The organism is Leisingera sp. CC-HEC093, from assembly GCF_059429195.1.
Genome location: NZ_JCAIJR010000001.1, coordinates 481,641 through 508,051, shown reverse-complemented (window position 1 = coordinate 508,051; position 26,411 = coordinate 481,641). Strand labels below are relative to the sequence as shown.

The 26,411-nt window shown below is 65.9% G+C and carries 26 protein-coding genes, 1 other RNA gene and 1 riboswitch; of the genes, 14 read left to right on the top strand and 13 right to left on the bottom strand.

Translation table 11 applies throughout. The annotated features are described in order from the left end of the window. Nucleotides 1-138 precede the first annotated feature (138 nt). Entirely contained in the window at nucleotides 139-1,122 is a 984-nt protein-coding gene (locus AC5STB_RS02465; RefSeq protein ID WP_495441403.1) for an NAD(P)H-quinone oxidoreductase, read from the top strand. A 67-nt stretch (nucleotides 1,123-1,189) separates the two neighbouring features. Here the strand turns inward: AC5STB_RS02465 and AC5STB_RS02460 are convergent, their stop codons facing one another. Together AC5STB_RS02460 and AC5STB_RS02455 are read right to left on the bottom strand one after the other, a co-directional pair. Beyond that, entirely contained in the window at nucleotides 1,190-2,047 is an 858-nt protein-coding gene (locus tag AC5STB_RS02460; protein ID WP_495441402.1) for a DUF2189 domain-containing protein, read from the bottom strand. A gap of 320 nt (nucleotides 2,048-2,367) precedes the next feature. Next, complete coding sequence (locus AC5STB_RS02455) at nucleotides 2,368-3,015, bottom strand: ribonuclease T2 family protein (protein ID WP_495441401.1); 648 nt, start codon at nucleotides 3,013-3,015, stop codon at nucleotides 2,368-2,370. A gap of 145 nt (nucleotides 3,016-3,160) precedes the next feature. Here AC5STB_RS02455 and AC5STB_RS02450 point away from each other — a divergent pair, with 145 nt between their 5' ends. Further along, entirely contained in the window at nucleotides 3,161-3,928 is a 768-nt protein-coding gene (locus AC5STB_RS02450; protein ID WP_495441400.1) for a DUF1013 domain-containing protein, read from the top strand. Between the two features lie 310 nt (nucleotides 3,929-4,238). Beyond that, nucleotides 4,239-6,377, top strand: a complete 2,139-nt coding sequence (locus AC5STB_RS02445; RefSeq protein WP_495441399.1) for an ATP-binding protein — start codon at nucleotides 4,239-4,241, stop codon at nucleotides 6,375-6,377. Nucleotides 6,378-6,404: 27 nt separating this feature from the next. On the opposite strand, the gene AC5STB_RS02440 is transcribed toward AC5STB_RS02445, so the two are convergent. Continuing rightward, the gene (locus AC5STB_RS02440; RefSeq protein WP_495441398.1) at nucleotides 6,405-7,292 is read right to left on the bottom strand and encodes a LysR substrate-binding domain-containing protein; all 888 of its coding nucleotides are present in this window, start codon (nucleotides 7,290-7,292) and stop codon (nucleotides 6,405-6,407) included. A gap of 137 nt (nucleotides 7,293-7,429) precedes the next feature. On the opposite strand from AC5STB_RS02440, the gene AC5STB_RS02435 reads away from it, so the two are divergent. Further along, entirely contained in the window at nucleotides 7,430-8,107 is a 678-nt protein-coding gene (locus tag AC5STB_RS02435; RefSeq protein WP_495441397.1) for a hypothetical protein, read from the top strand. Next, a complete protein-coding gene (gene ltaE / locus AC5STB_RS02430; protein WP_495441396.1) occupies nucleotides 8,104-9,153 on the top strand; it encodes a low-specificity L-threonine aldolase in 1,050 nt (349 codons plus the stop codon). Before AC5STB_RS02435 ends, ltaE begins: the two co-directional genes overlap by 4 nt. Nucleotides 9,154-9,176: 23 nt before the next feature. Here the strand turns inward: ltaE and recR are convergent, their stop codons facing one another. Next, nucleotides 9,177-9,776, bottom strand: coding sequence for a recombination mediator RecR (gene recR / locus AC5STB_RS02425; RefSeq protein WP_495441395.1), 600 nt, complete (start codon nucleotides 9,774-9,776; stop codon nucleotides 9,177-9,179). 135 nt (nucleotides 9,777-9,911) lie between these two features. On the opposite strand from recR, the gene AC5STB_RS02420 reads away from it, so the two are divergent. Then, the gene (locus AC5STB_RS02420) at nucleotides 9,912-10,415 is read left to right on the top strand and encodes a GNAT family N-acetyltransferase (protein WP_495441394.1); all 504 of its coding nucleotides are present in this window, start codon (nucleotides 9,912-9,914) and stop codon (nucleotides 10,413-10,415) included. A gap of 59 nt (nucleotides 10,416-10,474) precedes the next feature. Here the strand turns inward: AC5STB_RS02420 and AC5STB_RS02415 are convergent, their stop codons facing one another. The 3 genes from AC5STB_RS02415 to AC5STB_RS02405 form a co-directional block, all read right to left on the bottom strand. After that, nucleotides 10,475-10,819, bottom strand: coding sequence for a YbaB/EbfC family nucleoid-associated protein (locus AC5STB_RS02415; protein ID WP_495441393.1), 345 nt, complete (start codon nucleotides 10,817-10,819; stop codon nucleotides 10,475-10,477). Between the two features lie 10 nt (nucleotides 10,820-10,829). After that, nucleotides 10,830-11,087 (bottom strand): hypothetical protein, encoded by a 258-nt coding sequence (locus AC5STB_RS02410; RefSeq protein ID WP_495441392.1) that lies wholly within the window; start codon nucleotides 11,085-11,087, stop codon nucleotides 10,830-10,832. Nucleotides 11,088-11,203: 116 nt separating this feature from the next. Further along, nucleotides 11,204-12,994 (bottom strand): DNA polymerase III subunit gamma/tau, encoded by a 1,791-nt coding sequence (locus AC5STB_RS02405; protein ID WP_495441391.1) that lies wholly within the window; start codon nucleotides 12,992-12,994, stop codon nucleotides 11,204-11,206. Between the two features lie 196 nt (nucleotides 12,995-13,190). On the opposite strand from AC5STB_RS02405, the gene AC5STB_RS02400 reads away from it, so the two are divergent. After that, nucleotides 13,191-13,751: a protein-tyrosine phosphatase family protein gene (locus AC5STB_RS02400; RefSeq protein WP_495441390.1), complete on the top strand. Its 561-nt coding sequence runs from the start codon at nucleotides 13,191-13,193 to the stop codon at nucleotides 13,749-13,751. Between the two features lie 97 nt (nucleotides 13,752-13,848). Here the strand turns inward: AC5STB_RS02400 and AC5STB_RS02395 are convergent, their stop codons facing one another. Together AC5STB_RS02395 and AC5STB_RS02390 are read right to left on the bottom strand one after the other, a co-directional pair. Further along, the gene (locus AC5STB_RS02395; protein WP_495441389.1) at nucleotides 13,849-14,253 is read right to left on the bottom strand and encodes a hypothetical protein; all 405 of its coding nucleotides are present in this window, start codon (nucleotides 14,251-14,253) and stop codon (nucleotides 13,849-13,851) included. A 109-nt stretch (nucleotides 14,254-14,362) separates the two neighbouring features. Then, nucleotides 14,363-14,580: riboswitch (cobalamin riboswitch) on the bottom strand. Between the two features lie 18 nt (nucleotides 14,581-14,598). Then, nucleotides 14,599-15,219 (bottom strand): TetR/AcrR family transcriptional regulator, encoded by a 621-nt coding sequence (locus AC5STB_RS02390; protein ID WP_495441388.1) that lies wholly within the window; start codon nucleotides 15,217-15,219, stop codon nucleotides 14,599-14,601. Between the two features lie 70 nt (nucleotides 15,220-15,289). Here AC5STB_RS02390 and AC5STB_RS02385 point away from each other — a divergent pair, with 70 nt between their 5' ends. After that, nucleotides 15,290-16,168: an alpha/beta hydrolase family protein gene (locus AC5STB_RS02385; protein WP_495441387.1), complete on the top strand. Its 879-nt coding sequence runs from the start codon at nucleotides 15,290-15,292 to the stop codon at nucleotides 16,166-16,168. 20 nt (nucleotides 16,169-16,188) lie between these two features. On the opposite strand, the gene AC5STB_RS02380 is transcribed toward AC5STB_RS02385, so the two are convergent. Together AC5STB_RS02380 and nudC are read right to left on the bottom strand one after the other, a co-directional pair. Further along, the gene (locus tag AC5STB_RS02380; protein WP_495441385.1) at nucleotides 16,189-16,656 is read right to left on the bottom strand and encodes an SRPBCC family protein; all 468 of its coding nucleotides are present in this window, start codon (nucleotides 16,654-16,656) and stop codon (nucleotides 16,189-16,191) included. A gap of 69 nt (nucleotides 16,657-16,725) precedes the next feature. Continuing rightward, nucleotides 16,726-17,709: an NAD(+) diphosphatase gene (gene nudC / locus AC5STB_RS02375; protein WP_495441384.1), complete on the bottom strand. Its 984-nt coding sequence runs from the start codon at nucleotides 17,707-17,709 to the stop codon at nucleotides 16,726-16,728. Between the two features lie 336 nt (nucleotides 17,710-18,045). On the opposite strand from nudC, the gene AC5STB_RS02370 reads away from it, so the two are divergent. Continuing rightward, on the top strand, nucleotides 18,046-19,899 hold the full coding sequence (locus AC5STB_RS02370; RefSeq protein ID WP_495441383.1) for a 5'-nucleotidase C-terminal domain-containing protein: 1,854 nt from the start codon (nucleotides 18,046-18,048) through the stop codon (nucleotides 19,897-19,899). A 63-nt stretch (nucleotides 19,900-19,962) separates the two neighbouring features. Then, nucleotides 19,963-20,061, top strand: an RNA gene (gene ffs / locus AC5STB_RS02365) — signal recognition particle sRNA small type. Nucleotides 20,062-20,240: 179 nt separating this feature from the next. On the opposite strand, the gene AC5STB_RS02360 is transcribed toward ffs, so the two are convergent. Next, a complete protein-coding gene (locus AC5STB_RS02360; RefSeq protein WP_495441382.1) occupies nucleotides 20,241-21,074 on the bottom strand; it encodes a prephenate dehydratase in 834 nt (277 codons plus the stop codon). A 118-nt stretch (nucleotides 21,075-21,192) separates the two neighbouring features. On the opposite strand from AC5STB_RS02360, the gene AC5STB_RS02355 reads away from it, so the two are divergent. Next, a complete protein-coding gene (locus AC5STB_RS02355) occupies nucleotides 21,193-21,699 on the top strand; it encodes a c-type cytochrome (RefSeq protein WP_495441381.1) in 507 nt (168 codons plus the stop codon). 85 nt (nucleotides 21,700-21,784) lie between these two features. Here AC5STB_RS02355 and AC5STB_RS02350 read toward each other — a convergent pair whose 3' ends face one another. Further along, nucleotides 21,785-22,021, bottom strand: coding sequence for a putative hemolysin (locus AC5STB_RS02350; RefSeq protein WP_495441380.1), 237 nt, complete (start codon nucleotides 22,019-22,021; stop codon nucleotides 21,785-21,787). A gap of 218 nt (nucleotides 22,022-22,239) precedes the next feature. Between AC5STB_RS02350 and AC5STB_RS02345 the strand changes: the two genes are divergently transcribed. Genes AC5STB_RS02345 through AC5STB_RS02335 form a run of 3 tightly spaced genes read left to right on the top strand, consistent with a single transcriptional unit; the run spans nucleotide 22,240 to nucleotide 26,358 of the window. Further along, nucleotides 22,240-24,153, top strand: a complete 1,914-nt coding sequence (locus tag AC5STB_RS02345) for an extracellular solute-binding protein (protein ID WP_495441379.1) — start codon at nucleotides 22,240-22,242, stop codon at nucleotides 24,151-24,153. A 9-nt stretch (nucleotides 24,154-24,162) separates the two neighbouring features. Continuing rightward, complete coding sequence (locus AC5STB_RS02340) at nucleotides 24,163-25,248, top strand: microcin C ABC transporter permease YejB (protein ID WP_495441378.1); 1,086 nt, start codon at nucleotides 24,163-24,165, stop codon at nucleotides 25,246-25,248. Nucleotides 25,249-25,251: 3 nt separating this feature from the next. Continuing rightward, nucleotides 25,252-26,358, top strand: a complete 1,107-nt coding sequence (locus tag AC5STB_RS02335; protein WP_495441377.1) for an ABC transporter permease — start codon at nucleotides 25,252-25,254, stop codon at nucleotides 26,356-26,358. Nucleotides 26,359-26,411 lie beyond the last annotated feature (53 nt).

Sequence of the window (26,411 nt, the reverse complement as noted above, 5' to 3'; positions counted from 1 at the left end):
GCTTTGTAATGCTGCTCGGGCAGTAGCCTGCCGCCATAGCCGGCAGTCCGCAAACTGCCCGGGCTGCGGCGCCTTTGCTGTTTGCGCTCACCCTGCCGGATGCTAGGCAAGAGGCAAGGATCAGGAGGATATCAGCCGATGACAGAGATGATGCGCGCGGTGGAAATCAGTAAACCCGGCGGACCGGAGGTGCTGCAGCTGTGCCAGCGCCCGGTGCCGCAGCCGGGCCATGGCGAGGTGGTGATCAAGGTGGCCTATGCCGGCGTGAACCGCCCCGATGCGCTGCAGCGCGCGGGTGCCTATGACCCGCCCAAGGGCGCCAGCGACCTGCCGGGGCTGGAGGCCTCGGGCGAAGTGGTTGCCGTGGGCACGGGCGTCAGCGGCCTGGCAGCAGGCGATCAGGTCTGCGCCCTGCTGCCCGGCGGCGGCTATGCGGAATATGCGGCAACCCCTGCGGCGCATTGCTTGCCCGTACCGGAAGGGCTGGACCTGAAACAGGCCGCGTGTTTGCCGGAGACCTTCTTTACCGTCTGGTCCAATGTTTTCACCCGCGGCGGGCTGAAGGCCGGGGAGCGGTTCCTGGTGCATGGCGGCTCTTCCGGGATCGGCACCACCGCAATCCAGCTGGCCAAGGCGTTCGGGGCACGGGTGTTCGCGACCGCCGGGTCGGACGGGAAATGCCAGGCCTGCCTGGATCTGGGCGCCGAGCGGGCGATCAACTACCGCGACGAGGATTTCGTCAAGGTGCTGCGGGACGCGGGCGGTGCCGATCTGGTGCTGGACATGGTTGGCGGCGATTACATCCCGCGCAACATCAAGGCGATGGCCGAGGACGGGCGGCTGGTGCAGATCGCCTTTTTGCAGGGCCCGAAGGTGGAGCTGAACTTTGCCCTGATGATGGTCAAGCGGCTGACGCTGACCGGCTCCACCCTGCGCCCGCAAAGCGATCTGGCCAAGGCGCAGATTGCCCGGGACCTGGCGGAGGCGGTCTGGCCGCTGATCGAGGCGGGCAAGGTGGCACCGGTGATCGACAGCGAGTTTGCGCTGGAGGACGCGGCAGCGGCCCATGCCCGGATGGAAAGCTCCGGCCATATCGGCAAGATCGTTCTGAAGGCCGGCTGATCGTCAGGCGGCGGTCAAAAAGGGCCGGCACAGGTGCCGGCCTTTTTCCGTGTCAGCCGCCGCAGTCTCAATCGACGGCGCGCCGGTACAGATGCCAGGTCGCGTGGCCCAGCACCGGCACGACGATGATCAGCCCGGCCAGGAAGGGGATCGATCCGATGGCTATTGAGGTGCCGACAATGACGCCCCAGGTCATGCAGATCACCGGGTTCTTGCGCAGCACCTGGATCGAGGTCGCCACCGCCACCGGCAGGCCCACATGGCGGTCCAGCAGCAGCGGGAAGGACACCAGGCTCATCGCCAGTGCGGCAAAGGCAAAGACAGCGCCCACGATGCCGCCTGCAATGGCCATGATCCAGCCTTCGCGGGTGGTGACCACTTTGCCGGCGAAGCTGGCGATTGAGGCCGGCGGTTCCGGGCCCAGGGTGCGGCTGTAGATCATGTCAGCCGCCACCAGCCAGATAATGAACAGCACCGCCAGGTAAAGGCCCAGCACCAGAATGGCGCCGAATGCGGGCGAGCGGATGACGCCAAAGGCATCCATCCAGCGCGGTTCGAACCCGGCTTCGCGGCGCGACGACATCTCATAGAGGCCGACCGCGGCGACCGGGCCGAGAATGGCAAAGCCCATGATCATCGGCACTATGAGCGGCAGCAGGTTCATCGACAGGCTCATCACGATCAGCGCAATGCCGATGATCGGGTAGAACAGCACCAGGAACATGGCGTCGCTGCGGCAGGCGGCAAAATCTTCCAGCCCTGCAGCCAGGGAGTGGATGATGTCGTCCATCGTCAGCTTGCGTGCCTTGGGCAGCTCCTTGACGCCGTCGCTGCCCATTTCGCCAACGGTTTCGCTGATATGATGCCCGGTGGTCTCTGCACCCTGCAGAAGCCAGCTGAGCGGGTTACCGATTGTCTTAGCCATGCGCTTCCTCCTTTTCGCTGGCCAGCAGGCAAGTGCCGTTCAGGCAGGACCGGTTGCGGCACATGGGGTTATTGTAGCACGAAACACCGCAAAGTCCGCTTCACAGGCCATTTACCGCCGGCTGACCGGGCGGTATCCGGCGCGCGGGCCTTTGCGCCGGCAAGCGGCGGCGCCTGCCGCGCCGGGGAATGGGTGATGCGGCAAAGAAGAAGCCCGGGGTCCCTTGTTCTTCTGGCCGTAAATATCCCGGGGTGAATTGGCCGTGAGGCCAAGAGGGGCAGCGCCCCTGTTCCGGCACGCCTGCGGAACAGCCCTGCGCCCTAGCGGATCGGCGCGAAACGGGCGTCCTTCAATGTGCAGTCCTTGATCACGTCCCGCCCGCAAGGCACCGGCTCCAGGGCTTTAGACAGGCAGATGCGCGCCTCCTGGATGGCGCCGCCGCGGCAAGTGATGGTCAGGCCGTCGCGGGTAAGGTCCGGGTTCTCCTGCAGGAACGCCTGCTCGATCACTGCGGCGGGCAGGGTGACGGGTTTGCCGAGCTTGCGGAACACTGCGGGGCGGGTGATGCGTGCATAAGCTTGGCGCATGGCCGTGTAATAGCCGCGGGCGCTGAGGCCGGAGCAGGTGCCGTGTTTCTTCCACTGGTGCCAGGCGAGGCCGGCGCTGCCCATGATGTCCGCCATGCCGCGGCTCATCGCACGGCTCGGCGGGGCCTCTGCCGTGCGGCAGTAGCTGGGCCAGCCGCGGTGGTACTGGGGCCACAGCCCGTGCAGGGTCCAGCCGTGATCATGGCGGGCATCGCATTGGTCTGCGCCCCTGGCGTCGCCTTCCTGCGCGCACCAGTTCGGCGACCAGCTGAGCGACAGCACGTAATAATCGAAGTCGCCCGCAGGTTCCCCGTCTGCCGCGGCAAGGGCGGGCAGCAAGGCCAGAACGGCCGCGAAAACACCTGTGAACAACTTGCGCATTGGCCTCTTTCCTTATGCATCGATGCCGACTATATAGGGCGGAAGTTCCCCGACAACGGAAACCTGCCCCGGAACGCCGGGGACGCCATTTCAGGCGGCGGGAGAGATGTATCCGGGGATCAAAGGTGTTTTAAGGAGATGACACATGGCAAAACCGTTGATGGCCAAGGCAACCGCCGTGTGGCTGGTGGACAATACCACAATCAGCTTCAAGCAGATCGCCGATTTCGTAGGCATGCATGAACTGGAAATCCAGGGCATCGCCGACGGCGAAGTGGCCGTGGGCGTCAAAGGGTTCGACCCGATGGCGAACAACCAGCTGACTCAGGATGAGATCGACAGGGCGCAGGCAAACCCGCTGCACAAGCTGAAGCTCAAGTTCAACCCGGCTGCGGCCGGCGAGGAAAAACGCCGCGGCCCGCGCTATACTCCGCTGTCCAAGCGCCAGGACCGTCCCAACTCGATCCTGTGGCTGGTCAAGTTCCACCCGGAACTGTCGGACGGTCAGATCGCCAAGCTGGTGGGCACCACCAAGCCGACCATCCAGTCGATCCGCGAGCGCACCCACTGGAACATCGCCAACATGCAGCCGATCGACCCGGTGGCGCTGGGCCTGTGCAGACAGTCCGAGCTGGATGCCGCGGTGCAGAAGGCGGCCGCCAAGAAAGCGGCCGAAGGCGGCGTGATGAGCGACGACGAGCGGCGCAAGCTGGTCTCCACCGAGCAGTCGCTGGAGATGGAGGCGGAGCCGAAAATCCCGACCGCCATCGAAGGCCTGGAAACCTTCACTCTCGGCGGCGGCTCCGGCGCGGACGAAGAGAAGAAAGAAGACGAAATCCTGGATGCGGACAGCTTCTTCAACCTGCCCGCCGGCAGCGATGACGACGAGGAAGAAGAAGACAGCCGGTACTGATCCGGGGCCTGCCGGCTGGGCAGGCAAGCATTAAATCATTAAAAAGCCGCAAATCCGACACTCCGGATTTGCGGCTTTTTCTGTTATAATTGAGTCTCAACCTTACAATATGTTGACTGCGCGCCGGTGTTTCGCGCAGCATGATGTTACGGTGCAGCCGTGTTCCTGGCTGCGCGCAGGGCCGGTCGTGCGAAAAATGCCCCTGGCAGACAGGGGCGGAACCGCGCTGCGGCGGGACAGTAGTTACAGAGTATTGCCAGCGGTCCCGCCCGGGAAGCGGGTCCGCACAGGGGTGGCAGGAGTATTGGTTATGGACGCATCGGGGGCGGCGGCGCTTGGCGAAAGCGGCCGCTTGGATCTGGAAGAGCTGGCAGCCTTAAGCGGGCGGCAATTCTGTCAGGCATTTGTGGATCAGCTGGCACGGGGCTTTGGTGCCGATCTTGTCACTGCAGGGGCGCTTCAGCCAGGCGCGGGCGGCAGCATCCGGGTGCTGGCCAGCTGGTTCGACGGACAGCAGCTGGGGGATTTCGAATACGCTACGCAGGCGACGCCCTGCCACGATGCGGTGCAGAGCGGCGGCACGCAGATATTCCTGCGGCGGGTGCAGGAACAGTATCCGGAAAGCGGAATGTTTGCAGAGGAAGGCTTTCAGGCCTTCGCCGGTGTCGCTGTGAGGGACGCCGCGGGCCGCACCGCCGGCCTGGTGCAGGCGGCCTGGCGCCGCGAAATCAGCGCCGGGCTGGCAGAAGGGATTACCGCCCTGATGCAGCAGTTTGCCCCGCGCCTGGGGGCGGAGATTGCCGGGCTGCAGACGCTGGCCGCGCTGACGGCACTGGCCAAGGGGGCGGGCAGCCCCTCGCCCCGCGCGGCCTTCCGCCAGCTGGCGGCACAGCTGCAGGGCGCGCTGGGCGTGCGCACCGCCTTCATCGCCGAAGGCACTGCGGAGGCTCCGGACAGTTTCAGGATCCTGGCCTGCTGCACGGACGGGCAGGCGCTGGCGGCGCTGGAGGACAGCGAAGTGCCTTATGCGGGCAGCCCCTGCGCCTTTCTGAGAGAGGGCGAACGGTTTCTGGTGCCGGAGGGGCTGCAGCAGGCGTTTCCCGCGCAGGAGCAGTTCCGCGAACAGGGCCTGCAGTCCTACCTCGGCGTGCCGCTGCGGGATGCTGAGGGGCAGATGATCGGTCATTTCGCGCTGCAGCACAGCCGCGAGATCCGACTGGACCCGGCGGGCAGCAGCTTGCTGGACGTGTTTGCCGAACGGATCGCGCTGGAGCTGCGCCGCCGCAGGGCGGAGCGGCGGCGGCGGCAGGCAGAGCAGGCGCTGCTGCTGCGGCACAAGAGCGAAAGCCTGGGGCTGCTGGCGGGCACCATCGCCCACGAGTTCAACAACCTGCTGGCCTCGATGCAGGGGCGCAGCGAGCTGGCGCTGGCGCAGCTGGGGGCGGCGCATCCGGCGCAGGCGCATGTGGCGGCGGTGGAGGAGGGGCTGCAGGCCTCGGCCCGGCTGATGCGGCAGCTGCTGGGCTATGCCCGGGGCGGCGGCAACCCGCGGCCGGAGGCCTGCGATCTGAACCGCATCGTGCGGGATGCGCTGGCGCTGGTGCCGGTGGAGTGCCGGCTGGGCAAGGCGGTGGTGCTGGACCTGGCGGAGGGCGACCTGACTGCGCAAGTGGACCCGGCGCAGGCGGGCCAGCTGCTGATGCAGGCGGTGCTGAATGCGGTGGAGGCAATCGGCCCGGGTGCGGGCACTGTCACGGTCTCCACCCGGCGCATCAGCCTGACCTCGGCAGATCGGCGGCGTCTGCTGAAGGGACGCAGGATGGCCGCAGGCCCCTGCCTGCTGCTGGAGGTGCGCGATACCGGCGGCGGCATGGGCCGCGAGACACTGGCCCGCATTTTCGATCCCTTCTTCACCACCAAGCCCGGCGGCCGCGGCCTGGGGCTGGCGGCGGCGCTGGGGATTATCAGCCGCCACCGCGGCGGGCTGGCAGTGGAAAGCCGCAAAGGCGGCGGCAGCACTTTCCGGTTCTACTTCCCGGCCTGCCCGGCAGCGGCGGCACCGGCTGCCCGGCCGGCGGCAGTGCCGCGCCGGGACCAGGGGCGGCGCATCCTGGTGGTCGATGACGAGGACACCGTGCGCCGGGCCGTGGCTGGCCTGCTGCAGCTGCGCGGCTGCGAGGTGGCCCAGGCGGACGGCTATGACGCGGCGCTGGCGCTGCTGCAGGCGCAGGGGCCATTTGACGGCGCGGTGATCGACATGAGCATGCCGGGGCGCAGCGGCTGGGAGACGCTGGCGCGGCTATTGGACATGCAGCCGGGCCTGAATGCGGTGATGATGAGCGGCTTTGCCTTCAGCGCCTCTGACGCCGGGTTTCCCGAGCTGGAGGGCGTGCAGGTGCTGGACAAGCCCTTTACCCGCGAAAAGCTGTACAAGGCGTTATTCCGTTAACGGGGCTGGCGCGCGGCGAAGCGGCGCCTATGCGGCGGTCGCCTGTTGCAGCAGCCAGGCCCGGACCCGCTCAATTCGGCTGGTGCCGGCCTTGGCCTGCGGGGTCAGCAGGTAATAGGCGCTGGCGGGGGTGCAGCGGTGCAAATGGGCCAGGGCCAGCGTGCCGTCTGCCAGTTCGCGTTTCACCAGCAGCTCTGGCAGGATGGCAACGCCATGGCCGTATTTCACGGCGTCGATCAGCATTTCGAACTGGCTGAACAGCGGCCCGGCGGGGCGGGCGGGCAGATCCTGCCCCTGATCCTCATACCAGATCTGCCAGCTGAGCGGGCGGGTGCTGTGCTGCAGCGCCGGATGGTCCAGCAGGCCGGCGGCGTCCTGCAGCGGTGCGGCCAGCAGGCTGGGCGCGGCCACCGCCACCAGAGTTTCCGGCATCAGGAGGTCGGCGCGGAAGCCGGGCCAGGGCGGATCGCCCTGCACAATGGCCAGATCCACCAAGCTGGCATCCACCTGCGCATTGTCCAGATAGGTGATGGTGTTGACCGTCAGCCGCGGCAGTGCCTGCGCCAGCTGCGCCAAGCGCGGCATCAGCCAGCGGCTGCCCAGCGTCGGATAGGTGCCGATATTGAGCGCGCCGTAGGGATTGTCGCGGGTGCGCAGCCGGTAAAACGTGGCCTCCAGCGCCTCCAGCTGCGGTGACAGCTCCTGCAGCAGCATCTCTCCCGCGCCGGTCAGCTGCACCCGCTGGCGTTCGCGCTTGAACAGGGTCTGGCCGCTCTGCGCCTCCAGCCCCTGGATCTGGCGGCTGAAGGCGCTTTGCGACAGGTTCATCGCGCGGGCGCCTTGTGCAAAGCTGCCGCAGCGGGCGGCAGCCTCGAAACACAGGAGGGCGGAGATGGGCGGGATCTTGCGGCGCATGGGGGTACTTTGCTGCATGTTGCGTTTTATGCAACATCCATTGCGGAAACCCGGCTTTATTTGCGGCCAGGGGCCTGCAACCATGGCGCTAGATGCATCACCATTCACGATCAGCACGAAATTTGGGAGCACGCGGCATGACATTTGCACCGCAGATCAACGACGCCGATACCAGGGCCGTGACCCGGGCCATGCAAACCATGCCCGACTCGGCTTCGGTGGCGGAGTTTGTGCCCGGGCCGGGCATCCAGCGGTTGGAGCTGAGGTTCGACATCCGGCTGCTGCAGGAGGCGCTGGAGGAATGCCTGCGCCGCGAGGATTTCATGGGCGGCATGCAGGACCAGGGGGTTGCCGCGCTGCCGCTGACCCAGCGCCCGGGGCAGACGGAATGGACCGCCAATGATTTGTCGGGCCGCTACTGGCTGCGCGCGGATGACCGCTATGCCGAGGAGCCGCGCGAGGACCTGGTGCCGGAGGCGGAGTTCTCGGAGTTCAATCCGAAGTTCGCGGGCACCTATTTCGAGCATGTTCATGCACAACTGGCCAAGCGCTTTCCCATCGGGCGCACACGGGTGCTGTCCAAGGGCGTGTACAACTGCAACTCCTGGCACCGCGACCCGGAGCCGCGGCTGCATATCCCGGTGCTCACGAACCCCGGGTCGCTGTTTATCGTGAATCATCACGTCACCCACTTGCCAGCGGACGGATCGGTCTATTTCACTGACACCCGCGGCTACCACACCGCGTTGAACGGCGGCGAAACCCGGCGTGTCCACATCGTGGCGGCGCTGGCTTATGAGCAGGTGACGGAATGAGCCAATACACGGGGCTGGCAGGGGCGGGGGCTGATACGGTCCTCTGCGACCTGCGCAGCGATACAGTGACGCGGCCCGATGCGGGCATGCTGCAGGCGATGGCCGCGGCTGAGCTGGGCGACGACGTCTTTGGCGAAGACCCTTCGGTGAACCGGCTGGAGGCCGTGCTGGCCGAACGTCTGGGCAAGGAGGCGGGCCTGTTTGTGCCCACTGGCACGATGAGCAATTTCACCGCCATGCTGGCCCATTGCCAGCGCGGCGAGGAAGTGATCTGCGGGCGCGGATATCATGTTTACGCCTATGAGGCCGCGGGCGCATCGGTGCTGGGCGGGATTGCGCTGTGCCCGGTGGCGGTGCGGGCGGACGGGGCGCTGGACCCGGCAGAGATCCGGGAGGCGGTGCGCGAGGATGATCCGCATTTGCCAATCAGCCGCCTGTTGTCGCTGGAAAACACCCATAACGGGCTGGCGGTGCCATTGGCGGATATGGCCGCGGCGGCAGAGGCCGGGCGGGCCGCAGGGCTGGCCGTGCATCTGGACGGAGCGCGGTTCTTCAATGCCATTACCGCGCTGGGATGCGCGGAGACCGATCTGGGTGGTCTGGCCGATACGGTCTCGGTCTGCCTGTCCAAGGGGCTGGGCACACCTGCGGGATCAGTGCTGACAGGGCCTGCGGATCTGGTCGCCAAGGCGCGGCGCTGGCGCAAGATGCTGGGCGGCGGCATGCGGCAGGCGGGGGTACTGGCGGCGGCCGGGCTTTACGCGCTGGAGCACAACGCGGGGCGGTTCGCGGAGGATCACGCGCGGGCCGCGGAACTGGCCGGGGTGCTGCGGGGCTTGGGCGCGGGCGGGGTCTCTCAGGCGACCAATATGGTGTTCTTCACGCCGGGCGGCGGGTGCCATGATGACCTGCGGGCGCATCTGGCGGCGCAAGGCGTGGTGATCGGCGGCGGCAGTTCCGGCGCAATCCGTATGGTGCTGCACAAGGATGTGGATGACGCTGCGCTGGCGCGCGCGGTGCAGGGTCTGGAAAGCTTCTTCGGCTGACAGGCTGAGGGAGGGCCGCGCCGTCAGATTTCCTTGCGCGCGCTAAGAGCTGCGGAGATGGTGCCGTCGTCGAGGTAGTCCAGCTCGCCGCCGATCGGCACGCCCTGCGCCAGCGAGGTCAGTTTCACCTGCCCCTGCAGCTGATCGGCGATGTAATGCGCCGTGGTCTGGCCGTCGATAGTGGCATTCAGGGCCAGAATCACCTCGCGGATGCCTTCGGTGGCGACCCGGTCCAACAGCCGCGGAATGCGCAGATCCTCTGGCCCCACCGCGTCCAGCGCCGACAGGGTACCGCCCAGAACGTGGTATCGGCCCTTGAACACGCCCGCGCGTTCCATCGCCCAGAGGTCGGCCACATCCTCGACCACGCACAGCTCGCCGTTGCCGCGCACCTCATCGGTGCAGATCGGGCAGATCTCGCTGGTGCCGACATTGCCGCAGTTGAGGCATTCGCGCGCGGTTGCCGCCACCTCGCCCATCACGTCGGCCAGGGGCGTCAGCAGCAGCGCCCGCTTGCGGATCAGATGCAGCACCGCGCGGCGCGCCGAGCGCGGCCCCAGCCCCGGCAGCTTGGCCATCAGGGCAATCAGGTCTTCGATGTCGGTGGTGGAGTTCTTGATCATGCCCATGGCCCTTTTCTGGCTTTTATATAGGCCATCCGGAACAGGAGAGCGCAAGGGCCGGGCGGCAAAATGTTCGGGGTTTGTTTTGCTGTGCGCACGGGGGTATGGCTTAGCAGGGCCGGAGGAGGGATCGCGATGGAACGCAGCATGGGGCAAGAGGGAAACAGGAACACTCCGCTGCGGTTTGCCCGGCTGACGGAGGTGCCGCTCCTGGAGATTGCCCGCCATATGAGCGACCCGCGGATGGCGGAGCATATGCCGCTGCTGACCGGGAGCTGGGACGCAGCGTCAGCCAGGGATTTTGTCGCGGCCAAGGAAGCCTGCTGGCAGCGCGACGGGCTGGGCCATTGGGCCTTCTTGCGCGGTCAGGAATATCTCGGCTGGGGCGGGTTCCAGAAAGAGGGGAGCGAGTGGGATTTCGGTCTGGTGCTGCGGGCGGACCGCTTCGGCCTTGGCCCTGCCATCGCCCGCAAGGCGCTGGACTTTGCCCGCGCGGACGCACGCATTCCCTATGTCACCTTTCTGCTGCCGCCGACACGGCAGCATCTGCGCCCGCTGAAGCGGCTGGGGGCGGTGCAGACCGGGGAAGTGCAGTACGAGGGGCAGCGTTTCTTGAAGTTCCGGCTGGAAACGGGCTGAGCCGGAAACAAAAAAGGCGGCTCCTGACGGGCCGCCTTTTGCAGGGATCAGCGTGCCGATCAGAACGGCAGCTTGATGTCCTTGGGCAGGCCCATGCTTTCGGTCAGCTTGGCCATTTCTTCCTGTGCCTTCTCTGACGCCTTGGCTTGGGCGTCCTTGATGGCTGCCAGGATCAGGTCCTCAACCACTTCCTTGTCATCGCCGTTGAAGATCGAGGGATCGATGTCCAGGCCCTTGAGGTCGCCCTTGGCGGACGCGGTTGCCTTGACCAGGCCTGCGCCGGCCTCGCCGGTCACCATGACGTTGTGCAGGTCTTCCTGCATCTGCGCCATCTTGGTCTGCAGTTCCTGTGCCGATTTCATCATCTTGGCCATGTCGCCAAGACCGCCGAGGCCTTTGAGCATCTGTATTCTCCTAAGTGCGGGGGCGCAGGGCGCCGTAAGTCATCCCCGCACATATCGCAATTGCAAGCGCGATGAACAAGTGGGGGGAGGCTGTGCAGTCTTCGATTATGCCCAAGGCCTTCTTATCATCAAAGAAAAGCTCATGGTTATCCACGGCGATGACAAACGCCAGCGCGCCCCACAGAGCGCCGGCGATTGCAAGCAGCACGCGCTGTTTGCGGCAAAGCGCGAATCCGGCAAGGGCGAAGAGGGCCAATGCAGCAGGCATGGAGGACAGCCGCAGAAGCACATCCCACGCGTTTTCATAAGTTTCGCCCGTAGCCCCGCAAGTGTTTGCGGATGCGGTTGCCGGCACCGTGAACAGAAGGGCCGTCAGGCCGATCTTTACCCGTCCTCGAACGGGTCCCATTCGTCCTCCACCTCGGGCAGGGCCTCGGCGGCAACTTCGGCGGCCAGTTCCTCGGGCGTGCGGATGCGGGTGATCTTGGCCTTGGGGAAGCTTTCCAGCACCGCCTGCACCAGCGGATGGGCGGTGGCTTTTTCCCGCAGGGCGTTCTCTGCGGCGTTCTCCCGCTCACTGATCGTTTCGCCGCCGCCTTCGCTGACGATGGTGAAAAACCAATTGTGGTGGGTCCAGGCCTTAAGCTGTTCGCTCAGCCGTTTGGTCAGGTCGCGAGGCGCGTCGCTGGTCAATTCAAAGGTAATCTGCCCAGGCTTGTAGGCGGCCAAACGCAGGTAGCTTTTCACGTATTCCAGCAGCAGTCCGTCCCGCTTTTCGCGGATCAGCTCCACCACATACTCGAAGGTCGGATAACGGGCCAGGGCAGGGCTGGTCTGCGGTGCCAGCGCCGCCACCGTGCCGCCCCCGCCATGGGCCACGGGCGCGCCGCCTTGCGGTGCGGCCCCTGCAGAGGCGCCGCTGCCAAGCGCCGGCGCGCCCATGCCCTGCATCGGCATGCCGCCGCCGGAACCGCCCGGACCGGGCGGCGGCGGAGGGGGGGTGTCCTGCAGCTTGCGGATCAATTCCTCAGGGCTTGGCAGGTCGGCCACATGGGTCAGGCGGATCACTGCCATTTCCGCGGCCATCATCGCGTTCGGTGCGGCGGCCACTTCCTCCAGCGCCTTCAGCAGCATCTGCCACATCCGGGTAAGGACGCGCATCGCCAGCGCCTCTGCCATCGCCTGGCCGCGGGCGCGTTCATCCGGGCTGACGGTGGGGTCTTCGGCTGCGTTCGGGGTGATCTTCACGACCGAAACCCAATGGGTGATCTCCGCCAGATCGCGCAGCACAGCCAGCGGATCAGCGCCTTCGGCATACTGGCCGCTGAGTTCGGTGAGGGCTGCCGCCGCATCGCCGCGCAGGATCATGTCCATCAGGTCCAGCACCCGGCCGCGGTCGGCAAGGCCCAGCATGGCGCGAACTTGGTCGGCGGTGGTCTCACCCGCGCCGTGGGAAATCGCCTGGTCCAGCAGCGAGGTCGCATCGCGGGCGGAGCCTTCTGCAGCACGGGTGATGAGCGCCAGCGCGTCCTCGGCGATTTCGGCATTTTCGGCAGTGGCGATCTTGCGGAGGAGGGCGATCATCACCTCCGGCTCGATCCGGCGCAAATCAAAGCGCTGGCAGCGCGACAGCACCGTCACCGGCACCTTGCGGATCTCGGTGGTGGCGAAGATGAACTTCACATGCGCGGGCGGCTCCTCCAGCGTCTTCAGCAGCGCGTTGAACGCGCTGGTCGACAGCATGTGGACCTCGTCGATGATGTAGATCTTGTAGCGGGCCGAGGCGGCGCGGTACTGTACCGAGTCGATGATTTCGCGGATGTCATTGACACCGGTGCGCGAGGCCGCGTCCATTTCCATCACGTCCACATGGCGGCCTTCCATGATCGCCGTGCAATGCTCGCATTTGCCGCAAGGGTCGGTGGTGGGGCCGCCCTGGCCGTCCTCGCCCACGCAGTTCATGCCCTTGGCGATGATCCGGGCGGTGGTGGTCTTACCGGTGCCGCGGATGCCCGTCATGATGAAGGCCTGGGCTATGCGGTCGGCGGCAAAGGCGTTTTTCAGCGTCCGCACCATGGCGTCCTGGCCCACCAGATCGGCAAAGGTCTCGGGCCGGTATTTGCGGGCCAGAACCTGGTATTGGGATTGGGTGGTGCCGCTGGGGGTATCGTTCATGATGTCTCGTGCCGGATTCGATGTGCGGGGCGTCCCGCGTTGCGCGCAGGGTATTGAAGCGCAGCCCGTTCGTCCACCGCAGATGGCAGCATTCCCGGTGCTGCAAAAGCGCTTTGGCTTTGCGCGGTTAGCGGCTAGGCTGAGGGGAGGGGAAAATGCGGGGAAAGTGCAGGAGCGCGGCGGCCAGGGAGGCGGTATGCGGACTGAAGACACTCCGAAGCCTGCCATGCAGGAGACTGCGGTGCAGGCCGGCCTGACCATCCATGCGCTGTCAGCAGGCGGCGGCATTCTGGCGCTGTGCCGGCTGCCGGGCGGCGCGGGCGATTACCGCAACGACCTGATCCAAATCTATCAATGGAAGCCGGGGCTGGTGATTTCGATGACCACGGAGGCCGAACATGTGGCCGCCGGGGCGCCGCGGCTGGGCGTCGATCTCCAAAGCATGGCCTGCCGCTGGCTGCATCTGCCGGTGCCGGACTTTCAGGTGCCGCCGCCGGCGGTGAACGCGAAATGGGCGGCCGCCAGCAAATCGGCGCGGCAGGCGCTGGCGGGCGGCGGCCGGGTGCTGGTGCATTGCCGGGGCGGCTGCGGGCGGTCCGGCATGGCGGTGCTGCGGCTGATGATTGAATGCGGCGAGGATCCGGCAGAGGCGCTGGCGCGGCTGCGGTCGGTGCGCCCCTGCGCGGTGGAGACTGAGGACCAGCTGGACTGGGCCTGTTCGCAGCAGGGCGGCCGCCAGAGAAGCATCAGAGACTAGATATCAGACCGCCCGGCCGGGAGGCCGGTCAGCGCCTGTCCCGCCCCCAAGGGGCGGGCGCTGCCCTCCAGGCGTGCCCGGAACGGCTGATGTCAGATCACAGTGCCAGCATCTGCTCGGCCTTCTGCGCCTCTTCCGTTTTCGGCAGCGCTTCCATCAACGCGCAGGGGCGGGCGTCCAGGCTTGAGGCGGCAAAGCCGGTGCCGCCGCGGCTGAGGATCGCATCGGCAAACCGGTCCAGCCCGTCACGCGGCGCCTCTTCCCCCACGCCGCAGAACAGCCGGATGCGGTCATGGCTGGCTGCGAATTGCGCCGGGCAGCTGCGCGGGCAGCCGTCCAGCGCGGTGGTGCCGGTGATTTCGAAATCTCCCTGGGTCAGCGGTTTGGCCTTGGTCATCGCCTCGGCCAGCTTGGCGATCATCCGCTCTGCCGCGGGGCAGGGCCGCCCCAGGTATTTGCAATCCGTTGCCGCATAGAAATGCGTCTTGTCCGTCCACATCATGTTTGCGCCCTCCGCGCGTGGTGCGGGGGTTTTGGGGACAGGAGTTCGGATGATATGCGGGAGAATCCCGCGGTGCCATCAGACCCTGTCCGGACACCCCGCCCGGGTTCGAGTTTCACGTTCGATGGCAGGTCTCCTGACTTGCGGGTCGCCGCTTTCCCGATCCTTCCCGGCCCATTCGGGCCAGTGGCTCTATCGGGGTCGCTCGCCGCTTACAGTTGCGGGGGCAGTCTCGGACTAGGCCAGCTTGCGCGGGCCGCACCGTGTTCCCTTTTCATCCCGGACACAAGATTCTGTAGCACGGGAACCATCGCCACTAGCGGTAGCGGCTGGGTGCCCGAGTCGTCAATTGTTTTTCTGCACCTGCAAGGCCGCGGGCGCGGGCGCGTGCAACTGCAGGTGCAAGCCCCGGATCACATCTGAATCGCGCCGCACCCGGGCCAGCTGCCAGCCGCCCTGCAAAAGGATATAGAAATTCTCGGCGGCCGCGCGGGCCTCGTGTTCGGGCAGGCCCAGGCGCTGGGCGTGGGCCGCGGTCTCAGTGATCCAGCCTTCGAACAGCCGGGCGGCGTGCTGGTGAAAACTCTCGTTCTCCGGCCCTTCGAACAGGGTGGCAGAGACCGGGCAGCCACTCCACTTGCCTTGCTTGTCGAACAGTTTTGCCAGCTTGAAGCAGACCGTCTTGGCACCTTCGTGGAAGCTGGGCGCGGGGCTGAAGGAGACGGCAAGCAGCTCCAGCATCTGTTCCGAGGCCCACTCTGCCGCGGCCAGGGCCAGGTCGGATTTTCCGTTCGGGAAATGGTGATAGAGCGAGCCTTTGGGCGCCTCCGCCGCGGCCAGCAGTTCCGCCAGCCCGGTGCCGCTGTAGCCCTTGTTGCGGAACAGGCCGGCTGCCGCGCGCAGCAGCCGCTCGCGGGTCGGGGCAGGGCTGTCCGGGCTGGGCTGGGGTGTCGTCACGTCAGTCATGGCGACAGGTTGACAGTATTAGACCGATTGGTCCAGAGGTGGAATAGACCAATCGGTCTAGGAGGGTGCCATGCTCGACAGCCATGCAGGACACACCGCGGATATCCGGGTGCAAGAGCTGCGCTTTGCTGCCGGCGATGCAGAGCTGGCCGGGCGGCTGTACCATCCGGCAGGGCCTGCCAGGGCAGCAGTGGTGCTGAATGGCGCAACCGGGGTGCCGCAGGGCTATTACCGGCATTTCGCACGCTGGCTGGCGGCAGAGCGGCAAATGGCCTGCCTGACCTATGACTATCGGGATTTCGGGGATTCGGCGCGTATGCACCCGCGCCGGTCAAAGGCCTTGATGGCCGACTGGGCGCTGGCGGATCAGCCGGCCGCGCGGAAAGAAATGCAGCGGCGCTATGCGGGCCTGCCGCTGCAGGTGATTGGCCATTCGCTGGGGGCAATGCTGATGCCCCTGCAGGATGGCCTGACGGACGTCGCCCGCATGATCGTGGTTGCGGGCGGCTTGGTGCATCACCACGATCATCCCTGGTCCTACCGCGCGCTGGCGCTGGCCTTCTGGTTCGGCCATGTGCCGGCGCTGGTTCGTGCTTTGGGCTATCTGCCCGGGCGCGCGGTGGGGTTCGGGGCCGACTTGCCGGCGGGTGTCTACTGGCAGTGGCGGCGCTGGTGCACCGTGCCGGGCAGCTACCTGCAGGAAACCGGTCGCGGCCTGCCGCAGCCGCGCTGGGCAGAGACCGGCATCCCGGTAGACCTCTTTGCAATGGCGGATGACGACGTGGTGCCGCCCGCAGCGGTGTGGCGGCTGGGCGATGTCTATGGAAATGTTCCGCAGCAGCGGGTGGTGCTGGATCCGAAACAAACGGGCCTGCGGAAGATCGGCCATCTGGGTGCCTTTGCCCGTGCCAATGCCGCGGTGTGGCCGCGGCTGGTGCCGCAGGCCTAGCCGCGGCCGGAAGGTGCGTTTCAGGCGGGGCGGCTCAGCCGTTCTTCGGTGATGCGGGCGTAATCAGCCAGGCGCAGCCTGAAGCGGCGGTTCAGATTGCTGCGCGCCAGTTTCAGCGATTGCACCATCAGGCGCCCGGTCAGGCTGGTCGGGGCAAGTTTCAGCTGCACCGTCATCCGGGTGCGCTGCGGCGACAGCGCCAGCAAGTCGACCGCCATCTGCCCGTCAAGCCCGCTGCCGCTGCCGGCCAGGATCATTCCGGTGTCCGGCGTGTAAGCGGCCAGCGTCAGCGCGATACTGCGCTGTTTGCCGCGAAAGCTGAAGGACAGATCCCAAGCCAGCCCGCCCGCGGGATCGGCAGCGTCGCCGGTGCGCTGCAATTCGATGCCGCGCCGCAGGGCGGAGCGTTCCAGCGCGCCGAAATCGGAGATCGCCCGGAACACCTCGGCAATCGGGGCCTCGATATCTTCGCTGCTCTGAAATTCCATCTTTGCCTGCCTCACTTGCCGTGCCGGTGCGTTGCCGGGCTGCTGCGCCTTTCGCTGACCATATGCGCCTTAGTCCAGCGTGTCCGCAAGCCAGTTCTTGATCAAAAACTGCGCAATTGCCCCTTCGCGCGCGGGCTTCAGGACCGGGTGCTCTCCGGCAAAGACCGTCATCATCTCCTGCCGGCTGACCCACAGCGCGTCTTCGATCTCTGCCGGGTCGACGGTGATCTCGCGGCTCAGCGCCTCGCCGGCGCAGCCGAACATCAGCGACATCGGAAAGGCCCAGGGCTGGCTCGACAGGTAGCTGACCGCGCCGACCTCAACGCCGGTTTCCTCCTGCACCTCGCGGCGCACTGCGGCCTCCAGCGTCTCGCCGGGCTCCACGAACCCCGCAAGCAGCGAATACATACCCTCCGGCCAGCCGGGGGAGCGGCCCATCAGAACGCTGTCGCCATGGGTGACCAGCATGATCACCACCGGATCGGTGCGCGGGAAATGCGGGGCCTTGCAGGACGGGCAAACCCGCTGCCAGCCTGCCTGCACCATATTGCTGGGCGCACCGCAGCAGGCGCAGAACCGGTGGCTGCGGTGCCAGGCCAGCATGGCCTTGGCGGTGGCGGCCATCTCCGCCTCCAGCGGGGTGAGGCGGGTCATCACCCGGCGCAGCTCGGCAAACACATGGTCTTGCGGCAGGTCCGGATGCTGCTGCTCGCTGGCGTCGGCAAAACTGTTGAGCGCGTCCTGGTCCAGGCCCTCAGGCTGCCAGCCGCTGATATCGCAGGCAAAGCAGGGCGCGCCGCCGGCGCCAAGACCCAGAAACAGCGCCTCCTCTCTGCGGGGGGCAGCCAGCGGATGCGCCGGACCGGTCCAGGCCAGGCCGCAAGGAAGGCCCGCGTCGGTTTCGCGCCGGGTCAGCGGCTTGCCGCGCCACAGCAGCAGCACTTGGGCCTCAGGGCTGGACCAAGCGGTGTCCAGTGCAGCTGCGTCGCTGCGCAGCTGCGCGGCCCGCTCCAGCCCGCCGCCGCCGAAGGTCACCTGTTCTGCGCGTTTCATGGCAGCTCTCCTATGGCTGGCGGCCGGGCGGCCGGGCTCAATGCTTGGTCTGGGGCAATGCATGACAGTGTGCCGCAGCCGTTGCCAGCAACCGGCCGCGATCCGCACTTGCCTGTCGCTGCGCGGCCACACCTGCGCCGCTGCGCCGCGGTCATTTTACAGCAGAACAGGGGCGAAGCAGGGCTTGGCCTGTTCCGCTCTGCGAAAAAGTTAAGACGCAGCGAAAAGGGTTCTTTGCAAATCGTTAAAACGCTGATTCAAATGGCTGCAACAAAGAATGGCGCTGAATGGCGCCGGAGGGAGTGGCGGGCAGGCGGTGGCAGCTGAAATTCGGACATGACCGGCGGGGCAGGGATCTCGGAGCCACGGGCGGCCGGGGCAGTGCATGTGCTGGCCACCACGGACCTGCACTGCAATCTGCTGAGCTATGATTACTACGCCAACCGGCCGGACCCGGCTATCGGGCTGTCGCGGGTCGCAACCCTGATCGCGCAGGCACGCGGCCATGCGGCGCGCGAGGGGGCCGCGGCGCTGCTGGTCGACAATGGCGACGGCTTCCTGGGGGCGCCGCTGGGGGACATCCTGCCGGGCGCGGCGGGGCTGCATCCGCTGGTGCGTGCCTTTCAGGTTCTGAAATATGATGCGGCGGGCCTCGGCAACCATGACTTTGATTTCGGACTGAAGGCGCTGGCAGAGGTGCTGCAGCACTCACCCTGTCCGGTGCTGTGCTCCAACCTGACGGCGGCGCAGCCCGGGCTGCAGCTGCCGTTTGCGCCTGCCGCGGTGCTGGAACGGCAGATTCCGGCCTGCCCGGACCTGCCGCCGGTGCGGATCGGGCTGCTTTCGGTGCTGCCGCCGCAGACGCTGACCTGGAGCCGCCGGGTGCTGGCGGGGCAGCTGCAGGCGGCGGGCATCGTCGAGGCGGCGGCAGCGCAGGCGCGGCAGCTGAAGGCGCAGGGCTGCGACCTGGTGCTGGCTCTGGCGCATACCGGGCTGGCGGCCGCGGGCGGGGAGAGCAGCGAGAATGCGCTGGATCAGCTGGACGCGCTGGAAGATATCGATGCCCTGATCGGCGGCCACACCCATCTGACTCTGCCGGATCCGCAGCATGACTTTGCCAAGCCTGTCGTGATGCCGGGGGCGCATGGTTCGCATCTGGGGGTGATCCGGCTGGAGCTGGAGTACCGCGGCAGCGCCTGGCACCCGGCCGGCGGCCGCGCCAGCCTGCTGCCAGTGGCGCTGCACACCCCGTCCGGTGATGTGCAGCCGCTGGCGGCTGAGGACCCGGCCCTGACCGCGGCGCTGGCAGAGGATCACACGCGCACGCTTGCGAGAATGGAGGAGCCCGCGGGCAGCAGCCTGGTGGCGATGCATTCCTATTTCACCTTCTTTGCGCCGGACCGCGGCCTGGCGCTGGTCGGCAGCGCCCAGGCCGCAGCGGCGCGGGTGCTGCTGCAGGGGACCGCAGCGGAAGGGCTGCCGCTCTTGTCGGCGGCGGCCCCCTGCAAGTTCGGCGGCCGCTCCGGCCCTCATTTCTATACCGACATTGCCGCCGGAGGGCTGTGCAACCGCAACATCGCCGATCTGCAGATCTTTCCCAACGAACTGCGGGTGGTCCTGGTGACCGGCGCGCAGCTGCGGGACTGGCTGGAAATGTCTGCCGGGCTGTTCAACCGGATCCTGCCAGGCAGTTCCGGCCGGCCGCTGGCCGACCCGCAGCGGGCCGGGCATAATTTCGACGTGATCTTCGGCCTCCGCTACCAGATCGACCTGACCCGGCCGCCGCGGTTCTCAGCCTCCGGAGAGCGGCTCAGCCCGGAGGCCTGCCGGATCGCAGACCTCAGCTGGAACGGCAAGCCAGTCGCGCCGGATGACCGCTTTGCGGTTGCGGTCAACAGCTACCGGGCCAGCGGCGGCGGCCGGTTCCGGATGCTGGAGGCAGCAAAAGAGCTGCCGCTGCCGCCCGTTCGCATCCGTCAGGCGATCCGCGATTACATCGCCGGACGGCTGCCGCCGGAGCCGCTGGCAGAGATGCCGTACCCGTGGCAGCTGGCACCGGTGCCAGGGGCCAGCGCGGTGGCCGTGACAGGCCCCGGCGCGGCCGGGCACATGGCAGAGCTGCCCGCGGGGCTGGCGACACCCCGCGGCTTCAGCAGCGGCGGGTTCTGGGAACTGGACTTGCAGCTTTGATCATCTGAAGACTGTGCCGGAGCGGCCCTTGCCAATCCCGGCAGCGGTCCTTATATCGGGATTCGAGAGGTTGGCGCGGGCAGGCGCCTCGCCAACCTGGTCAGGTCCGGAAGGAAGCAGCCACAACGAGCCCCGCTTGGGTCGATGTCCAGCCTCTCACTTAACTCCCCGCCGAACAGAACAAAAACGGGATGTCTCCCGCCCGCTTCGGCGCATTCAAAGAATGCACCGCGCCGTTGGGCCGCGCGGCGGGGGGCCGATCTTCATCTGGCTGAAAATATCCTGGGGTGAATTGGCCGCAAGGCCAAGAGGGGCAACGCCCCTTCCTGCCTGTGTCCGGTTCAGAACCGGCCGTTGTCCGCGGGGTAGACGCCGAGGATTTCGACATTGGTGGTGAAATAGCTCAGTTCATCCATCGCCAGCTGCACATTGGCGTCGTCCGGGTGGCCCTCGATGTCGGCATAGAACTGGGTCGCGGTGAACGAGCCGTCCACCATATAGCTTTCCAGCTTGGTCATGTTGATGCCGTTGGTGGCAAACCCGCCCATCGCCTTATACAGCGCGGCGGGGATGTTGCGCACCTGAAAGACAAAGCTGGTGATCATGTTGTGGGCGCCGCGGCGGGTGTAATCGGGTTCCTGAGCCATGATCAGGAAGCGGGTGGTGTTGTCGCCGTTGTCCTCAATATGGCGGGCCAGCACCTCCAGCCCGTAGATCTCGCCCGCCAGCTCGCTGGCCAGCGCAGCGGAGTGGATGTCGCCCGCTTCGGCCACATCCCGCGCGGCGCGGGCGTTGTCGGGGCTGACGCGGCCGCGGATGCCGTGCTCGCGCAGGAAGGTGCCGCATTGCGGCAGCAGCACCAGGTGCGAATGCGCCTCGCGGATGTCTTCCAGTTTCGCCCCCGGCACCGCCAAGAGGTTGATATGCACCCGCACAAACGCTTCGTCGATGATGTGCAGCCCGCTGTGCGGCAGCAGCCGGTGGCTGTCGGCCACACGCCCGTAGGTGGAGTTCTCCACCGGCAGCATCGCCTGCTCCGCCGCGCCGCTGCGCACCGCCTCCAGAATGTCCTCGAACGTGCGGCAGGCCAGCACCTCCAGGCCGGGGCGGGCGATGCGGCAGGCCTCGTGGCTGTAGGAGCCGAGCTCCCCCTGAATGGCGATTTTGCGGCTCATGGGTGTGTTCCCCGTGCAAAACTTCAAGAAATGGGCGTTTCGTCGCGCTGTCTATACCTTGCCACTTGGGAGGGGAAGCCTTAGACACCCCGTCAGACAGCTAAATGGACTCGCGATCATGTTTGACACGATGACCCTCACCAAAGCGACCGCAGGCCTCTGCGGCGCGTTCCTGGTATTCCTTCTGGGCAAATGGGGCGCAGAAGTACTGTATCACATGGACAGCCACGGTGAGGCTTCCTATGTGATCGAAGTCGCCTCGGCCGACGCCGCCGCCAGCGACGAGCCGGAAGTCAGCTTCGAAGAGCTGATGGCCTCCGCCGACGCCGCCAAAGGCGCCAAAGTATTCAAGAAGTGCTCTGCCTGCCACAAGCTGGAAGACGGCGCCAACGCCACCGGCCCGTACCTGTACGGCGTGGTTGGCCGGGACATCGCCGCTGCACCTGGCTTTGGTTATTCCGGTGCGCTGACCGGCCTGGAAGGCAACTGGACCCCGGAAGAGCTGGACGCCTTCCTGACCAAGCCGTCGGCCTATGCGTCGGGCACCACCATGTCGTTCGCCGGTCTGAAAAAGCAGAAGGACCGGGTGAACCTCATCGCCTATCTGGACAGCCTGGACAACTAAGCCCGGCCGCTGTCCCAGCTATCCAACTGAAAAAGCCGCTGCGATATGCAGCGGCTTTTTTGATGTTCGCATGAGCGGTCCCGGGTCAGGCCGGGTTGTTCTCGCGGTAATAGGCCAGCGCATCGCGCTCTGTGCCGTCGGGCAGGATGCAGACGCCGATGGTGCCCGCCTTGCCGCTGCGCAGCACGTAGCTGCCGCCGGTTTGCACGCAGTAGGCCTCTTCCGGGCTGGTGTAGACCACTTCCTCTTCCTGCTGGGCGCAGGCGCTGAGCGCGGCGGCCCCGGCAACCGCAAGAACGGCAAATTTCATTGACTTCAGCATCGGCAGACTCCCTCGTTTTATAACGCAATAGTGATCTGAGGCTTGCAGGTAACTTAATTTCGCGCAAGCGCGGCTGTGTGCAGGCCTTTGTTTCGGCTGCTTTATGCCCAGATCGGGCGGCTGATCACCCAATCTCAACTTGAATGTTACCGCCCCCGGACATTAGCTTGGGGCCGGATAACCCGGGCCACAGTTCCGGGCATAGGAGGTCATGGCAGATGAACACCGTCAAAGCTGCGGCGCGCGTGCGCGCGAAGGACAGAGTGAACCCGCTGCAGGCCGCCGCCGCGCTGGCCCTGGGGCTGATCCTGGCGCTGGCCGCCGCGACGCTGGCAAGGGCGGAAGAGACCATCATCAAGGCGCATGGCTTTGCCGAATTCGGGGAGCTGAAATACCCCGAAGGCTTTGCCCGTTTCGATTACGTGAACCCGGAGGCGCCCAAGGGCGGCGAGCTGTCGATTTCCGCGGTCGGCACCTTTGACAGCATGAACCCCTATACGCGCAAGGGCCGCGCAGGGGCGCTGTCCTCGGCCCAGTTCGAAAGCTTGCTGGTGGAATCCTATGACGAGCCGGGCTCCTACTACGGCCTGATTGCCGAAAGCTTGGAGTACCCCGAAAGCCAGGACTGGGTGATCTTCAACCTGCGCCCGGAGGCGAAGTTTTCCGACGGCAGCCCGGTCACCGCCGAGGATGTGGTGTTCTCCCACAACATCCTGCTGGAGCAGGGGCTGAAATCCTATGCTGAGGCCGTGCGCAAACGCATCCCCAAGGCAGAGGCGCTGGGGCCGCATCGGGTTAAATTTTACTTCTCGCCCGATTTCCCGCGCCGCGCGATGATCACCCAGGTCGGCGGCACCTCGGTGTTTTCCAAGGCCTGGTTCGAGGCCGACCCCGAAAACCGCCGCATCGACCAGCCCCGCTTGGATCCGGGCATCGGCTCCGGGCCTTATGTGCTGGAAAGCGCTGATGTGAACCAGCGCATCGTCTACAAGCGCAACCCGGACTACTGGGGCAAGGACCTGAACGTGAACATCGGCCGCCACAACTATGACCGCATCCGGGTTGAGTATTTCGGCGATGATGTTGCCGCGATGGAGGGCTTCAAGGCAGGGGTCTACACTCTGCGCCCCGAAAACAACTCCAAGAACTGGGCCACAAATTATGAATTCGCCGCGGTCGAAAAGGGCCAGGTGATCAAGGGCGAATTTCCCGACGGCAACGTCCCGGCCGCCAGCGGCTTTGTGATGAACCTGCTGAAACCCAAGTTTCAGGACATCCGCGTGCGCGAGGCGATGCAGCTGGCGTTCAATTTCGAATGGACCAACGAAAGCCTGCAGTACGGGTTGTTCCGGCATCGCTCCTCCTTCTGGCAGGATTCGCCGCTGGCTGCCGAAGGCTTGCCCGAGGGGCTGGAAAAGGAGGTGCTGGAGGCGCTGGGAGACCAGATCGATCCGTCGATCCTGACGTCAGAACCGGTGATGGCACATGCCTCCAAGGCGTCGCGCCCCGGCGACCGCAAGAACCTGCGCCGGGCGATGAAGCTCTTGGACGAGGCCGGCTGGGCCGTGGGCGATGACGGCATGCGCCGGAACGCGGACGGTGAGCCGCTGAAGATCGAGTTCCTGGCCGACAGCCCGACCATCGAACGCATTGTGCAGCCCTACGCCGCCAACCTGCGCACTATGGGGGTTGATGCGGTGCTGAACCGGGTCGACTACGCCCAGTACACCAGCCGCCGCCGCGAGAAGGAGTTCGACATGATCTCCTCCGCCTATCCGATGTCGCTGGAACCTTCGACCGGGCTTTACCAGTACTTTGGCTCCGAGGCGCATGAATATTCGGTGTTCAACCCGGCAGGCCTGGCTGATCCGGCGGTGGATGCGCTGATCGGCAATATCGTCGATGTCAAGACCCAGGAAGAACTGCGCGCCAACGCGCGCGCGCTTGACCGGGTGCTGCGGGCCAAGCGCTTTGTGGTGCCGACCTGGTATCTGGATGTGAACTGGATTGCCTATTGGGACATGTACCGCCAGCCCGACAACCTGCCGCCGTATGACACCGGTCTTCTGGACCTGTGGTGGATTGATGCTGAGCGCGAGGCGGAGCTCAAATCCGCCGGCGCGCTGCGGTAAGGAACGGACATGGCAGCCTATATCTTCCGGCGCCTGCTGCTGGTAATCCCGACGCTGTTCGGCATTCTGGTGGTGAATTTTGCCCTGGTGCAGTTTGTGCCCGGCGGCCCCGTCGAACAGATCATCGCCCAGCTTGAGGGCGGCGGCGACGTGTTCGAGGGCTTTGCCGGCGGCGGCGGCGACACCGGCACCGAGGCGATCAGCGCCAATGAGAATTACGCCGGCCGCCAGGGCCTGCCGCCGGAGCTGATCAAGGAGCTGGAACAGCAGTTCGGCCTCGACAAGCCGCCCCTGGAACGCTTTCTGACCATGCTCGGCAACTACGCCCGCTTTGATTTCGGTGAGAGCTATTTCCGCAAGATCGATGTCACCGATCTGGTGCTGGAAAAGATGCCGGTTTCGATCTCGCTCGGCCTGTGGTCAACGCTGATCGCCTATCTGATCTCGATCCCGATGGGCATCCGCAAGGCGATGCGCGACGGCTCGCCCTTTGACACCTGGACCAGCGGCGTGATCATCGCCGCCTATGCGATCCCCGGCTTCCTCTTTGCCATCATGCTTCTGGTGCTCTTTGCCGGCGGCTCTTACTGGCAGATATTCCCCTTGCGCGGCCTGACCTCGGACAACTGGGAAAGCCTCAGCCTGTTCGGCAAGATCATGGACTATTTCTGGCACATCGCCCTGCCGGTCACCGCTTCCACCATCGCGGCCTTTGCGACCCTGACGCTGCTGACCAAGAACTCCTTCCTCGACGAGATCAAGAAGCAATACGTGATGACCGCCCGCGCCAAGGGCCTCAGCGAGAACCGCGTGCTCTACGGCCATGTGTTCCGCAACGCGATGCTGATCGTGATTGCGGGCTTCCCGGCGGTGTTCATCGGCGTGTTCTTCGCAGGCTCCCTGATCATCGAGACGATCTTCTCGCTCGACGGCCTGGGGCGTCTGGGGTTTGAGGCTGCAGTGGCGCGCGATTACCCGGTGATGTTCGGCACCATGTATATCTTCGGCCTGATGGGGCTGGTGGTCGGCATCATCTCCGACCTGATGTATGTGGCGGTGGATCCGCGCATCGACTTTGAAAAGCGGGAGGGCTGATCCATGGCGCTCTCCCCCTTGAACCAGCGCCGCTGGCGCAACTTCTGCCGCAACCGCCGCGCCTTCTGGTCGCTGTGGATCTTCGCGGTGCTGTTCGGCCTGTCGCTGTTTGCCGAGTTCATTGCCAACGACAAGCCGATCCTGGTCAGCTACCGCGGCGAACTCCACGCGCCAGTGTTCAACTTCTATCCTGAGACCGCCTTTGGCGGCGATTTCCAGACAGAGGCAGTCTATAGCGACCCGGAGGTCGAATGCCTGATCCGTTCCGGCGGAGTGGAAGACTGCTTTGACGAGCCGGACACCATCCTGGAAGAGATCGCCGCAGGCACCTATGCGGCGGAGGGTTTCCAGGAAGGCTGGACCCTGTGGCCGCCGATCCCCTACAGCTTTGACAGCACCGTGGACCGTCCCGGTGCGGCGCCGCTGCCGCCCGGCGGGCTGAACCTTCTGGGCACCGATGATACCAAGCGCGACGTGCTGGCGCGGGTGATCTACGGCTTCCGCCTATCGATCCTGTTCACCCTGATGGTGACCGGCGCTGCCAGCCTGATCGGCATTCTGGCAGGTGCGGTGCAGGGCTATTTCGGCGGCCTGACGGACCTTGTCTTCCAGCGGGTGATTGAGGTCTGGGGTTCGGTGAACTCGCTCTATGTCATCATCATCATGTTTGCGATCCTGGGCCGCAGCTTCTGGCTGTTGGTGTTCCTGATGGTGCTGTTCGGCTGGACCGCGCTGGTCGGCGTGGTCAGGGCTGAGTTCCTGCGCGCCCGCAACCTGGAGTACGTCCGCGCCGCCAAGGCGCTGGGGGTCGGCAACCTGACGATCATGTTCCGCCACATGCTGCCCAATGCAATGGTGGCGACGCTGACCATGCTGCCGTTCATCATCACCGGCACCATCGGTCTGCTGGCGGGCTTGGACTTCCTCGGCTTCGGCCTGCCGTCCTCGGCGCCAAGCTTGGGGGAGCTGACGCTGCAGGCCAAGCAGAACCTGGAGGCACCGTGGCTTGCCTTTACCGCCTTTTTCACCTTTGCCATCATGCTGTCGCTCTTGATCTTCATCTTTGAGGGCGTGCGCGATGCCTTTGACCCGCGGAAGACGTTTTCATGAGGATGTCCGATTATACTGAGGCATACCGCCCGGCGGAACGCCGGGCAGTGCCC

Bases quoted from the DNA above. Each gene is read 5' to 3' on its own strand.
- AC5STB_RS02455 (WP_495441401.1), bottom strand. From the start codon at position 3,015: ATGCGCAAGTTGTTCACAGGTGTTTTCGCGGCCGTTCTGGCCTTGCTG.
- AC5STB_RS02460 (WP_495441402.1), bottom strand. From the start codon at position 2,047: ATGGCTAAGACAATCGGTAACCCGCTCAGCTGGCTTCTGCAGGGTGCA.
- AC5STB_RS02395 (WP_495441389.1), bottom strand. From the start codon at position 14,253: ATGATGTGGACGGACAAGACGCATTTCTATGCGGCAACGGATTGCAAA.
- AC5STB_RS02385 (WP_495441387.1), top strand. From the start codon at position 15,290: ATGCTCGACAGCCATGCAGGACACACCGCGGATATCCGGGTGCAAGAG.
- AC5STB_RS02345 (WP_495441379.1), top strand. From the start codon at position 22,240: ATGAACACCGTCAAAGCTGCGGCGCGCGTGCGCGCGAAGGACAGAGTG.
- AC5STB_RS02415 (WP_495441393.1), bottom strand. From the start codon at position 10,819: ATGCTCAAAGGCCTCGGCGGTCTTGGCGACATGGCCAAGATGATGAAA.
- AC5STB_RS02340 (WP_495441378.1), top strand. From the start codon at position 24,163: ATGGCAGCCTATATCTTCCGGCGCCTGCTGCTGGTAATCCCGACGCTG.
- AC5STB_RS02420 (WP_495441394.1), top strand. From the start codon at position 9,912: ATGGAACGCAGCATGGGGCAAGAGGGAAACAGGAACACTCCGCTGCGG.
- recR (WP_495441395.1), bottom strand. From the start codon at position 9,776: ATGATCAAGAACTCCACCACCGACATCGAAGACCTGATTGCCCTGATG.
- AC5STB_RS02350 (WP_495441380.1), bottom strand. From the start codon at position 22,021: ATGCTGAAGTCAATGAAATTTGCCGTTCTTGCGGTTGCCGGGGCCGCC.
- AC5STB_RS02465 (WP_495441403.1), top strand. From the start codon at position 139: ATGACAGAGATGATGCGCGCGGTGGAAATCAGTAAACCCGGCGGACCG.
- AC5STB_RS02410 (WP_495441392.1), bottom strand. From the start codon at position 11,087: ATGCCTGCTGCATTGGCCCTCTTCGCCCTTGCCGGATTCGCGCTTTGC.
- AC5STB_RS02450 (WP_495441400.1), top strand. From the start codon at position 3,161: ATGGCAAAACCGTTGATGGCCAAGGCAACCGCCGTGTGGCTGGTGGAC.
- AC5STB_RS02360 (WP_495441382.1), bottom strand. From the start codon at position 21,074: ATGAGCCGCAAAATCGCCATTCAGGGGGAGCTCGGCTCCTACAGCCAC.
- AC5STB_RS02440 (WP_495441398.1), bottom strand. From the start codon at position 7,292: ATGCGCCGCAAGATCCCGCCCATCTCCGCCCTCCTGTGTTTCGAGGCT.
- AC5STB_RS02335 (WP_495441377.1), top strand. From the start codon at position 25,252: ATGGCGCTCTCCCCCTTGAACCAGCGCCGCTGGCGCAACTTCTGCCGC.
- AC5STB_RS02355 (WP_495441381.1), top strand. From the start codon at position 21,193: ATGTTTGACACGATGACCCTCACCAAAGCGACCGCAGGCCTCTGCGGC.
- AC5STB_RS02370 (WP_495441383.1), top strand. From the start codon at position 18,046: ATGACCGGCGGGGCAGGGATCTCGGAGCCACGGGCGGCCGGGGCAGTG.
- nudC (WP_495441384.1), bottom strand. From the start codon at position 17,709: ATGAAACGCGCAGAACAGGTGACCTTCGGCGGCGGCGGGCTGGAGCGG.
- ltaE (WP_495441396.1), top strand. From the start codon at position 8,104: ATGAGCCAATACACGGGGCTGGCAGGGGCGGGGGCTGATACGGTCCTC.
- AC5STB_RS02405 (WP_495441391.1), bottom strand. From the start codon at position 12,994: ATGAACGATACCCCCAGCGGCACCACCCAATCCCAATACCAGGTTCTG.
- AC5STB_RS02380 (WP_495441385.1), bottom strand. From the start codon at position 16,656: ATGGAATTTCAGAGCAGCGAAGATATCGAGGCCCCGATTGCCGAGGTG.
- AC5STB_RS02400 (WP_495441390.1), top strand. From the start codon at position 13,191: ATGCGGACTGAAGACACTCCGAAGCCTGCCATGCAGGAGACTGCGGTG.
- AC5STB_RS02390 (WP_495441388.1), bottom strand. From the start codon at position 15,219: ATGACTGACGTGACGACACCCCAGCCCAGCCCGGACAGCCCTGCCCCG.
- AC5STB_RS02445 (WP_495441399.1), top strand. From the start codon at position 4,239: ATGGACGCATCGGGGGCGGCGGCGCTTGGCGAAAGCGGCCGCTTGGAT.
- AC5STB_RS02435 (WP_495441397.1), top strand. From the start codon at position 7,430: ATGACATTTGCACCGCAGATCAACGACGCCGATACCAGGGCCGTGACC.